The organism is Flavobacterium hibisci (assembly GCF_020026925.1).
Taxonomy (GTDB): Bacteria; Bacteroidota; Bacteroidia; order Flavobacteriales; family Flavobacteriaceae; genus Flavobacterium; species Flavobacterium hibisci.
The window spans coordinates 18,668-29,746 of sequence record NZ_JAIQDW010000033.1 but is presented as its reverse complement, the minus strand read 5'-3'; the positions used below and the strand labels follow the sequence as shown (position 1 = coordinate 29,746).

Annotated in this window: 8 protein-coding genes; 1 reads left to right on the top strand and 7 read right to left on the bottom strand. The window is 35.0% G+C overall.

Features of this window, described 5'->3' with window-relative positions; genetic code table 11:
• Window positions 1-172 precede the first annotated feature (172 nt).
• Window positions 173-649 (top strand): TspO/MBR family protein, encoded by a 477-nt coding sequence (locus K8B81_RS20300; protein WP_025571836.1) that lies wholly within the window; start codon window positions 173-175, stop codon window positions 647-649.
• A 17-nt stretch (window positions 650-666) separates the two neighbouring features.
• On the opposite strand, the gene K8B81_RS20295 is transcribed toward K8B81_RS20300, so the two are convergent.
• The 7 genes from K8B81_RS20295 to K8B81_RS20265 all read right to left on the bottom strand — a co-directional run bounded on the left by K8B81_RS20295 (window position 667) and on the right by K8B81_RS20265 (window position 10,973).
• Window positions 667-1,401, bottom strand: coding sequence for a hypothetical protein (locus tag K8B81_RS20295; RefSeq protein WP_223683361.1), 735 nt, complete (start codon window positions 1,399-1,401; stop codon window positions 667-669).
• Between the two features lie 96 nt (window positions 1,402-1,497).
• Complete coding sequence (locus tag K8B81_RS20290; protein WP_223683360.1) at window positions 1,498-2,145, bottom strand: HAD family hydrolase; 648 nt, start codon at window positions 2,143-2,145, stop codon at window positions 1,498-1,500.
• A 7-nt stretch (window positions 2,146-2,152) separates the two neighbouring features.
• Entirely contained in the window at window positions 2,153-3,361 is a 1,209-nt protein-coding gene (locus K8B81_RS20285; protein WP_223683359.1) for a BaiN/RdsA family NAD(P)/FAD-dependent oxidoreductase, read from the bottom strand.
• 210 nt (window positions 3,362-3,571) lie between these two features.
• Complete coding sequence (locus K8B81_RS20280; RefSeq protein WP_223683358.1) at window positions 3,572-4,249, bottom strand: glycerophosphodiester phosphodiesterase; 678 nt, start codon at window positions 4,247-4,249, stop codon at window positions 3,572-3,574.
• 224 nt (window positions 4,250-4,473) lie between these two features.
• A complete protein-coding gene (locus tag K8B81_RS20275; RefSeq protein ID WP_223683357.1) occupies window positions 4,474-6,336 on the bottom strand; it encodes a glycoside hydrolase family 13 protein in 1,863 nt (620 codons plus the stop codon).
• A 191-nt stretch (window positions 6,337-6,527) separates the two neighbouring features.
• The gene (locus K8B81_RS20270) at window positions 6,528-8,642 is read right to left on the bottom strand and encodes a glycoside hydrolase family 97 protein (RefSeq protein WP_223683356.1); all 2,115 of its coding nucleotides are present in this window, start codon (window positions 8,640-8,642) and stop codon (window positions 6,528-6,530) included.
• Between the two features lie 27 nt (window positions 8,643-8,669).
• Window positions 8,670-10,973, bottom strand: coding sequence for a glycoside hydrolase family 65 protein (locus tag K8B81_RS20265; RefSeq protein WP_223683355.1), 2,304 nt, complete (start codon window positions 10,971-10,973; stop codon window positions 8,670-8,672).
• Window positions 10,974-11,079 lie beyond the last annotated feature (106 nt).

Here is an 11,079-nt window from a genome sequence, read left to right as displayed (position 1 = left end):
TAGTTTCTTATATCGAATATACTTATTGGAGTTATTTTATAAATAATTTACTCACATTCTTTTTCACTTCATAATTCAAATCTATTGACTTTTAAAACTCAAATCAATAACTTCGCAAACATAGGAGAAATATAAGCAGCTTTTGACTATTTTTGATTCAAATTTTTATATCATGAATAAGTTTGTAAAAATAGCAATAGCATTAGTAATTTGTCTGGCAGTAGGATATTCTGCAAGTTTGGTAACAAGACCAAGCGTAGTCGAGTGGTATCCTACAATCGAAAAACCTTTTTTTAATCCGCCTAATTGGATTTTTATGCCGGTTTGGACATTGCTTTATGTTTTTATGGGTATCGCCGCCGGTTTAGTTTGGGATAAAATAAAAGAACAAAATGCCGAAGTTAAAAAAGCGTTAGGATTCTTTTTGATTCAGTTAACGCTTAATGCCATATGGTCGTATTTATTCTTCGGATTAAAAAACCCGATGCTGGCTTTAATCGAAATTGCGCTTTTATGGCTGATGATTTATGAAACGTATTTAAAATTCATCAGAATCAATAAAACGGCTGGTTACTTATTGATTCCTTATTTAGCATGGGTTGGATTTGCAGCGATTTTGAATGCGAGTATCTGGTGGCTGAATAAATAATTTTTGTTTCAGGTTTTCTAATCAATCTTATTTTTAATCTCTGTTTTTAACTTCTTAAACTCTTCATTTTTAGCATACAAAAAATCCATTGTTGCCAGAATATTTGGATTAATCAAAAGTGTCTTTGACTTAGAATCGGCATCGCAAAATTCGATAAAGAGTTCTTTTTCTTCAGGATTTAATTTTAAATTTTTAGTAAAAAAATCAGATGTACAAGTAGCTGTTACCAGTTTTTTAAATTCACTTTCCGGTATTGTTTTACTTTTTGTACTCACTCCTCCCAACGGTATCGTTATTTTTATTGGATTTGGGATTGTTCCGTCCTTGTAACCTGGAATAAATTGAGTTAAATTTTTCGCTTGCTTGCTTATAAGTATTTCTGCAACCTTTTCTCTATCAAATTTCACCTTATCAAATTTAATTTTAGTCACAACCACCTCTTTCAATTCTTCAGGTTTAAGAATCATATTGACCAGGAGATTATTGAATTGAATGTCTTCTGATTTGATTTTTAATCTTGTAAAAAGATAATCTTTTGAGAAAAAAAGTAAACTGTCGTTGATATTTACAACAATGTCAAATTCGCCTGCTTCATTTGTCCTGGTACTCTTTTTTGCTGTTTTGTTGATTACTTCTACATTTTTAAGCGGAAGATCATGAGCAACTACTTTACCATGAAGCAATTTTTCAGTTTGTGAAACAGATAACTGATAGGTGAAAAAAGAAATTGTGGTAAGTAATTTTACTCTCATACAGTACTAATTTGTTGAGAGTAAAATTATTAGAATGGTCTTAACTAAAACTTACAGAATATGTAAAGTCTTGTTAAATAATATTAAAAGGAATTTTTATAAAATATTTAGTAACTCAAAAGGAGTATTAATAACGACTTTTGCTCCACTGGCTTTCAGTTCTTCTTCTGTTCTGTAACCCCAGGTCACGCCAACCGGAAACATTTTGGCATTTAAAGCGGTTTCAATATCCACATCAGAATCTCCGACAAAAAGGATTTCCTCAGGTTGTAGGTTCCAGTTTTTGCTGATTTCAATCGCTTTAAACGGATTCGGTTTTTTGAGTTCTTCTGTGGTTAAACCTGCAATTGCATCAAACAAATTGGGGAATAATGCCTCGGTTACTTTTTTAGTCAGTTCATGGGCTTTGTTTGAAAAAACAGCTAATTTGATTCCTTTCGAATTTAAATCATATATTAATTCGGCTATTTCTTTATAAGGTTTAGTTTTCTGAACACAATTGCTATCGTATGTTTTAAGCATATTCTCAAAACAAACCTGAACCTCATCTTCTGTATTATGGGATGAAGGCAAAGCTCTGGCAACTAATTTTCTGAGGCCATTGCCAATAAAGTATTGATACGTATCATAATTGTGCGTTGGATAATTTAGACTTGTAAGCACTGAATTCATCGCATCTGAGATATCTTCTAATGAATTGACTAATGTTCCGTCTAAATCAAAAATAATTCCTTTAAATTTCATTTTTATATTAAATATTTTGAGCCAGAATAAACCCGCTTGTCCAGACATTCTGAAAATTAAAACCTCCCGTAATAGCATCAATGTTTACAATTTCGCCCGCAAAATACAGATTTTCGTGTAATTTGCTTTCCATGGTTTTAAAATTGATTTCTTTTAAATCGATTCCGCCTGCGGTTACAAATTCTTCTTTAAAAGTGCTTTTTCCGTTGACTTTAAATTCAGCTTTGGTTAATTGTGATGTTAAGTTCTGCAATTGATTCTTAGATAAATCTGCCCATTTGGTTTCCGATTCAATTCCCGAAGCCAAAACCAGACTTTCCCACAATCGATTTGGAAAGTCAAACGGAGATTTTTTTGAAACGGCTTTTTTAGCGTGTTCCTGTTTTAAGTCTTTCAGGATTTTCTCGGCATCTTCGGTCTCAATATCATTAAGCCAATTGACGAAAATCATAAACTGATAATTTTTATCATGAAGAATTCTTGCTCCCCAAGCCGAAAGTTTTAGGATTGCCGGACCACTCATTCCCCAATGGGTGATCAATAAAGGTCCGGTTGATTCAAGTTTGGTATCTTTTACGTTTACGGTAACTTTTGCCGCAACTCCGGGTAATTCTTTAATTCTCGGATCTTTTATATTGAAAGTAAACAATGACGGAACCGGACTCACAATAGCATGACCTTGTTCCTGAAGCATTTCCCAAATCTTTGGATTGCTTCCGGTTGCCATTATTAACTTTTCTGTTGCATAATTATCAGTTTGCGTATCGATTTTCCAGTGGTTTTCTTTTTTGAAAATAGACTGAACGCTTTGTCCTGTAAGAACTTTAATGCCTAATTTTTCGGTTGCTTTTAAAAAACAGTCGATTATCGTTTGTGACGAATTTGAAACCGGAAATAGTCGCCCGTCTTCTTCAATTTTAAGTTCCACACCGTGTTTTTCAAACCATTCGATTGTATCTCCGGAACAAAATTGATGAAACGGCCCGCGAAGTTCTTTTTCTCCACGTGGATAAAATTTCACTAATTCATTCGGTTCAAAACAGGCATGCGTAACGTTGCATCTTCCACCGCCGGAAACACGGACTTTAGAAAGCACTTCTTTTCCTCTTTCTAAAATGGCGATTTTCAATTTAGAATTTTTCTCGGCAATATTAATCGCCGTAAAAAATCCTGCTGCGCCTCCGCCTACAATAATGATGTCGAAATTTTTAATCATATTTTTTTGGTTGCCACTAATTTCACGAATTGGCACTAATTTTTTTTCTGCCACTGATTTAAAGGATTTTTTCTTTTGCCACGAATTTCACTAATCTCCACGAATTAATTTATATCGAAATTTGTGAAAATTTGCGTAATTGCTTCGCCAGTTCGCTATCGCTCGGGTCGTGGCAAACAAATCCTGTTAATCCTTTAATCTGTGGCTATTCTATATTTTGTCTGGGTTATCAGAGATAATTCCGTTTACTTTATAACTTTTTACTTTTTGAATGTCTTGTTCTGAGTTTACGGTCCAGGGGAAAACCACAAATCCTTTTTCCTGAATCTGATGAACATTTTCGGTATTCAATAATTGAAAATCAGGATGAATTGCTTTTGCCTTTATCGTTTCGGCGAAAGCCAAAGCATCTTCAACATTTTCTTCTGTTAAAACACCAATCGGGATATTTGTATTTAATTTTTGAACTTCTTCTAAAGCATTCCAGTCAAAACTCGAAATGATAAAATGTTCATATTTCCAGTTTTTTTCTGCAATATATTTTTCGATTAAGGAAACCACATTTTTTGATGTATCGGCATTTTTTAATTCGACGTTGATAAAGCATTTTTTATCTACTAAATCAAAAACTTCGTTTAAAGTTGGGATTTGGTGATTGCCAGCGATTAAAAAAGACTTTAATTCGGATAAAGTATACGAGTTGATATCGCCTTTTCCGTTGGTCATTTTATCGATGGTTTCATCATGCATTACGATGATATGTCCATCAGCGCTTAAGTGAACGTCGAGTTCGATTCCGTCTGAGTTTAGATCTAAGGCCTTTTGAAAAGCCTGAAGCGTGTTTTCGGGTTCGTATGCTTTGGCACCTCTGTGAGCTATTTTTAGCATTTTCTGCGTTTTTTTCTAAGCGCAAAGGTCGCAAAGTTTTCCGCAAAGGTCGCAAGGAATTTATCAAAAATTATATAGCCACGAATTACACCAATTTACACTAATTTTTTTATCATATTTAAATTTGTGAAATTCGTGGCTAAAAAAAATATCTCGCAGATTAGGCAGATTTTCTTTTTTAATTATCTGCTCAATTTGCAAAATCTGCGAGAGAAAAAATAATATTATTCCAATTCTAAAATCAAAGCTGATTTGGGTTCCAAAGTAATTTCAGAAGCTAAATCGAATGTTTTTCCTGTGATAACATCTTTTCCTGATTTAAAGTTTTTGATGCTTTCTTTGAAACGGTTTGTCTCTACAACTTGCTCTTTTGCATTGTTATTGAAAACCACCATAACGGTTTTAGCATCAGTATATCTAAAATAAACATACGTATTATTTTCAGGAATATAATGTGTCATTTTTCCGAAATGAACCGCTTCGTTTGATTTTCTCCAATTGAATAATTTTGAACTGAAATCAAAGTAAGCAGCCTGCTCCGCAGTTCTTCCTTCTTTTGTGAAAGCATTGTTTTTATCGCCAGCCCATCCGCCTGGGAAATCCTGACGAATATCAGCGTCTCCGCCTTTGCCTTTATCACCGCCCATTCCAATTTCTGAACCGTAATAAATTTGCGGAATTCCGCGCACTGTTGCCAATAACGTCATGGCCAGTTTGTATTTTGGCAAATCATATTTGAACTTTTCGTTCATACGATCTGTATCATGATTTTCGGAAAAAACTAAAATATTGTTTGTGTTGGGATATAGAAAATCCATTGCAAAATTGTTGTAGAATTTAATCAATCCATTATCCCAACTCGGTTCATCTTCATTAAAAGTAGAAGTTACCTGACTTTGAAGCGTAAAATCCATTACACTTGGAAGGTTTGAATTGTAGTTTTCAATTGCACCAATTTTACTGTCTTTCTGCCAAAAAGCTAAATTAGCCTGATTGTGCATCCAGATTTCACCCACAATATTAAAGTTTGGGTATTCATCTGTAATAGATTTTGCCCAATTTGCCATCGCAGTTTTATCAGAGTAATTATAAGTATCTACACGGAAACCATCCAAATTGGCAAATTCAATCCACCAAATGGCATTTTGCGTTAAGTATTTTGCCACAAGTGGATTTCTTAAATTTAAATCCGGCATTGATGGTACGAACCAGCCGTCAACACAAACTTCCTGATCGATTTTTGAAGCGTGAATATCTGTAACTACCTCACGTCTGTGGTGTGTTTGTGTGTAATTTTCAAATTGATTAAACCAGGTTTTTGTTGGTAAATCTTTAACCATCCAGTGTGTAATTCCCCAGTGGTTCGTTACATAATCCATTACCAGTTTCATGTCTTTTTTGTGCATTTCTGTAGAAAGACGAACGTAATCTTCATTTGTTCCGTAACGCGGATCAATTTTGTACACATCAGATTGTCCGTACGTGTGGTACGAATGCTGTTTGTCGTTGTCTTCGCATAAAGGTGTGCTCCAGATTGTAGTTGCACCAAGAGCCGAAATATAATCTAAGTTTTTGATGATGCCTTCAATATCCCCACCGTGACGTCCGCTTGGATCTTGACGGTTTCCTTTTTCAGTTAAAACAGGATCGCTGTCGTTTTTAGGATTTCCGTTAGCAAAACGATCTGGCATGATTAAGTAAATTAAATCAGAGGCATCGTAGCTTTTTCTATCGGCAGAATTGGCTCTTCTTTCTTTAAGCGTATATTTTTGTTTAAAAGCAACTTTGTTATTGTTTTTGAAAGAGAAAACTAATTCAGAAGCTTTTACGTCTTTCGTATCAATAGTTACGAAAAGGTAGTTTGGATTTTCTGTTTTTTCTACATTTTTAATCGCAACATTGTTGGAAACCGAAGTTTCATATTGCGAAATATTTTTTCCGTAGAACATAATCTGCAGTTCCGGATTGTTCATCCCGGCGTACCAGAAAGGCGGTTGTGTTTTTTGTATTTGCGCTTTCGCGGAAGCGGAAAAGATTAAAATGAAGAGAAGTACTTTGTAAATAATAGGATTTTGTTGAATTCTCATAATCTATAGTTTTAGTTTTCCTGCAAGGTTTCCAAAACCTTGTAGGTATGTTTGAGAAAAGCTGCAAACTTTAAAAAATTTGCGAGGTAAGTTTTAAACCTACAAGGTTTTGGAAACCTTGCAGGATTGGAGATCTTCATATTTAAAAAAAGACAAATAATCTTGGGGAAAATTACTTGCCTTTTAAAGTGTTATTTAGTTTCAATAATACTAATCGCATAACCTCCGCCAGGAGCAGAAAACTGAGATAATTTAGATTTATTGGTTACAGCAATTTTCTTGATGGTATAAGCTTGCGGATTTGTTTTGTAGTGCGCATCTTTTGCATCAGCATAAATAGTTGCGGTGTATTTTTTGCCTTTTTCAAGGAAACTGAAATCGATGTTTGAAGTACGAGCAGTTTCTCCGTTTACGTTTCCTACGAACCAGTTGTTTGTTCCTTTTGCTTTACGGGCAACAGTGATAAAATCTCCAGGTTCAGCCTCGATATATTTACTTTCTGACCAGTCTACCGCCACATCTTTAATGAATTGGAATGCATCAAGAAAACGGTTGTAGTTTTCTGGAGTATCAGCAGCCATTTGTAGTGGGCTGTACATTGTTACATATAAAGCTAATTGGTTACAAATTGTACTGTTTACATGCGATTTGTTATCCGGATTCATTTTGCTGATATCCATTTCGAAAATTCCAGGCGTATAATCCATTGGTCCACCAATTAATCTTGTAAAAGGTAATACCGTTACGTGATTAGGTTTAGAACCTCCAAAAGCCTGATATTCTGTTCCTCTTGCTGCTTCGTTTCCAATTAAGTTAGGATACGTTCTAGCAATTCCTGTTGGACGAACTGCTTCGTGAGCGTTCACCATAATTTTGTAATCAGCTGCTTTTTCGATCGCGTATTGGTAGTGGTTTACAATCCATTGGCTGTAGTGGTTTTCGCCTCTTGGCAAAATATCACCTACGTAACCGCTTTTTACAGCATCGTAGCCGTTATCATTCATGAATTTGTAAGCAGCATCCATGTGGCGCTCGTAGTTACGAACAGATCCAGAAGTTTCATGGTGCATGATGATTTTCACCCCTTTAGATTTTGCATATTCGTGAAGTCCTTTTACGTCAAAATCCGGGTAAGGCGTTACAAAATCAAAAACATAATCTTTAGAATGACCAAACCAGTCTTCCCAACCTTCATTCCATCCTTCAACTAAAACAGCGTCGAAGCCATTTGCCGCTGCGAAGTCAATGTATTTTTTTACGTTAGCATTGTTTGCTCCGTGAGTTCCGTTTGGTTTTGCTTTAGCGAAATCAGTAACACCCAATTGAACTGTTGGATAATCGTTTGTGTATGACCAAGAACTTTTTCCTGTAATCATTTCCCACCAAACACCAATGTATTTTACTGGTTTAATCCAAGAAGTATTGTCAATTTTTGATGGATCGTTTAAGTTATAAGTCATTTTTGATGAAAGAATTTCTCTTGCATCATCGCTCACGATAATTGTTCGCCACGGCGAATGATTTGGTGCTTGCATATGACCTTTATCTCCTTTTGCATCTGGCGTTAACCAAGATTCGAAAACTAGGTTTTTGTCGTCTAAATTCAAATGCATACAAGAATAATCAATTAAAGCTGCTTCGTGCAAGTTAATGTAGATTCCGTCAGCCGTTTTTAACATCAGAGAAGTCTGAACTCCTGTTGGAGAAAATGATTTTTGAGAAACGTTTGCCGTATAGGCTTTCTCAGATAAACCTCTGATTTCAGATAATTTAGATTTTGTATAATCGTATTCCTGAGTGTCGTAATCTCCAGGAATCCAAAAAGCCGTGTGATCTCCAGTCATGGCAAATTGAGATCTTTCTTCTTTGATTACAAAGTAAGTAAGGTTCTTTTGCGCTGGGAATTCGTAGCGGAAACCTAAACCATCCTCAAACAAACGGAAACGAATTACAATTTGTCTGTCTGTACTTTTTTGGTTTAAAGTTACTGCCAACTCATTATAATGATTTCTGATGTGATCTACTTCTCCCCAAACTGGTTTCCAGGTTTCATCAAAAGTTAAAGTTTTGGTGTCAACAACAGTAAAATCATTCAACAAAGATTTTTTATCATCTTTAAGTTCAAGACCTAATTTACTGGTTTTTACAACTTCTTTGTTTTTGTATTTTAGGTTGTAAGTTGGAGTTCCGTCGCTTTGAAGCGAAAATTCCATTACGAACTTTCCTTCGGGAGATTTTAATTGTTGCGCTTTAGCAATCGTGCTAACCGCAAACAAAACTAAACTGGCGAAAACTAAGTTTTTCATGTTTTTAGATTTTTAGAGTATTGTAATTTAATTAATTTGTGCGAGTTTATCAGCCGTTATAGATTTACCATTTACTATAATGTTTAAATCCTGATCTCCGTCAACAGTAAAAGTAGTTTCGTTATGATTTACAGCAACTTTTAAAATTTGGTTTCTGAAATTGATTTTAAACGAATACCCTTCCCATTCTTTTGGAATTTTCGGAGAAAAATGAAGTTGGTCATTCTTAACACGCATTCCTCCAAAACCTTCTACAATACTCATCCATGTACCGGCCATTGACGTGATATGACAACCTTCTTCCACTTCTTTATTGTAATCATCCAAATCCAAACGAGATGTTCTTAAATAAAAAGTATAGGCCATATCCATTTTATCTAAAGCAGCAGCCTGAATAGAGTGTACGCAAGGCGAAAGCGAACTTTCGTGAACTGTAAATGATTCATAAAATTCGAAATTGCGTTTTAATTCTTCTTTCGAAAAATGATCTTCGAAGAAATAGAAACCTTGTAAAACGTCTGCCTGTTTGATGTAAGGAGAACGTAAAACCCGATCCCAAGACCATTTTTGGTTAATTGGACGTTGTGCTTTATCTAAATCTTTTACCGGAACTAAATCCTTGTCTAAGAAACCGTCTTGTTGTAAATAAATTCCAAGTTCCTCTGATTTTGGAAAATACATATTATCAGCAACCTTTTTCCATTCCTGAATTTCATTCGCGGAAAGCGTAACTTTTTCTAAAACTCTTTTATGATCTGCGGGATATTCTAAAGCTACTTTTTCAATTTGTTCCGAAGCAAAATCAATACACCATTTTGCAATATAATTGGTGTAAAAATTATTGTTGATGTTGTTTTCGTATTCGTTTGGACCTGTAACGCCAAGAATTACATATTGGTTTTTATCTTTTGAGAAAGAAGCTCTCTGATGCCAGAAACGCGCAATTCCGATTAAAACTTCTAGACCTTTTTCTGGAATATAAGAGTAATCTCCCGTGTAACGGTTGTAATTGTAAATCGCAAAAGCAATCGCTCCATTTCTGTGGATTTCTTCGTGCGTGATTTCCCATTCGTTGTGGCATTCTTCACCATTCATGGTTACCATTGGATATAAAGCTGCGCCATTTTTGAAACCTAAATTGTCTTTTGCGTTTTCAATCGCTTTATCCAATTGATTGTAACGGTACGTCAATAAGTTTCTTGCGACCTGCTGATCTTTTGTCGACATGTAAAACGGAATACAATACGCCTCAGTATCCCAATACGTTGATCCGCCGTATTTTTCTCCGGTAAATCCTTTTGGACCAATGTTTAAACGAGAATCTTTTCCTGAATAGGTTTGGTTCAATTGGAAAATGTTGAAACGAATTCCTTGTTGTGCCTTAACATCGCCTTCAATCGTAATATCTGACATTTCCCAGATTTTTGCCCAGGCGTCTATTTGATTTTGAAGTAAAGTATCATATCCTAAACCAACTGCCGTTTTAATTACTTTTTCGGCTGCAGCCAAAGTATTTTCGTGATTTAAAGAAACTGTATAACCACCTATTTTCTGAATGGAGGAAGTTTGCCCTTTTGCGATAATGGTTCCATAAGTAAATTGTACTTTATCAATTGTAGAATCAACTGCAGAAGGAGAAATATTCACATTTTCACCATTGGCCAAAATCGTATTGTGCATAAAAGTAGTGACTTTAAAATGCGTTTTAAACGTTTTTGCTGTTACAAAAGCTTCACTGTTTGATTTTTTTACCTCTAATGGTTTCCAGAATTTTTCATCCCAATTGGCATCTTCATTGGTTACACCAGCGTCAATATATGGTTTGTATACAATTTTAGCGTCTTTGTTTAAAGGCGTGATATCATATTTAATGATTCCTGCTTCATCTAAATCCAAAGAAAGAAAGCGACGGACATTTACCGCAACTTCAGTTCCGTTTTTCAGCACGGCTTCAAAAGAACGGTTGTACCATCCTTCTTTCATATTCAGTTCCCTGCGGAAATTACGAACCTCGTTACAATTATTTAAATCAAGGTTTTCTTCGTTGATTTCGATGTTAATCCCAATCCAGTTAGGGGCATTTAATACTTTTGCGAAATATTTAGGATAGCCGTTTTTCCACCAGCCTACTTTGGTTTTATCCGGGTAATAAATTCCGGCAATGTAACTTCCCTGAAAAGTTTCGCCAGAATAGGTTTCTTCAAAATTGGCCCGCTGTCCCATAGCCCCGTTACCAAGGCTGAAAAGACTTTCAGAAGATTTGACCTTTTCCGTATCAAATCCTTCTTCTATTATGGACCAATTGTCTGGTTTTATATAATCTTGATTCATTTTGTTTAATGAGATAATTTGGCAATTATTGAGTTAGATAATTAGAAAATGTGTCAATTAGATAATTATTTGGTTGACGTTTTCTAATTTTATTTTTCTAATTGCT

What these genes read in the sequence shown, in the direction of transcription:
- K8B81_RS20265 (WP_223683355.1), bottom strand. Translation starts at nt 10,973, where the DNA reads ATGAATCAAGATTATATAAAACCAGACAATTGGTCCATAATAGAAGAA.
- K8B81_RS20275 (WP_223683357.1), bottom strand. Translation starts at nt 6,336, where the DNA reads ATGAGAATTCAACAAAATCCTATTATTTACAAAGTACTTCTCTTCATT.
- K8B81_RS20285 (WP_223683359.1), bottom strand. Translation starts at nt 3,361, where the DNA reads ATGATTAAAAATTTCGACATCATTATTGTAGGCGGAGGCGCAGCAGGA.
- K8B81_RS20280 (WP_223683358.1), bottom strand. Translation starts at nt 4,249, where the DNA reads ATGCTAAAAATAGCTCACAGAGGTGCCAAAGCATACGAACCCGAAAAC.
- K8B81_RS20290 (WP_223683360.1), bottom strand. Translation starts at nt 2,145, where the DNA reads ATGAAATTTAAAGGAATTATTTTTGATTTAGACGGAACATTAGTCAAT.
- K8B81_RS20295 (WP_223683361.1), bottom strand. Translation starts at nt 1,401, where the DNA reads ATGAGAGTAAAATTACTTACCACAATTTCTTTTTTCACCTATCAGTTA.
- K8B81_RS20270 (WP_223683356.1), bottom strand. Translation starts at nt 8,642, where the DNA reads ATGAAAAACTTAGTTTTCGCCAGTTTAGTTTTGTTTGCGGTTAGCACG.
- K8B81_RS20300 (WP_025571836.1), top strand. Translation starts at nt 173, where the DNA reads ATGAATAAGTTTGTAAAAATAGCAATAGCATTAGTAATTTGTCTGGCA.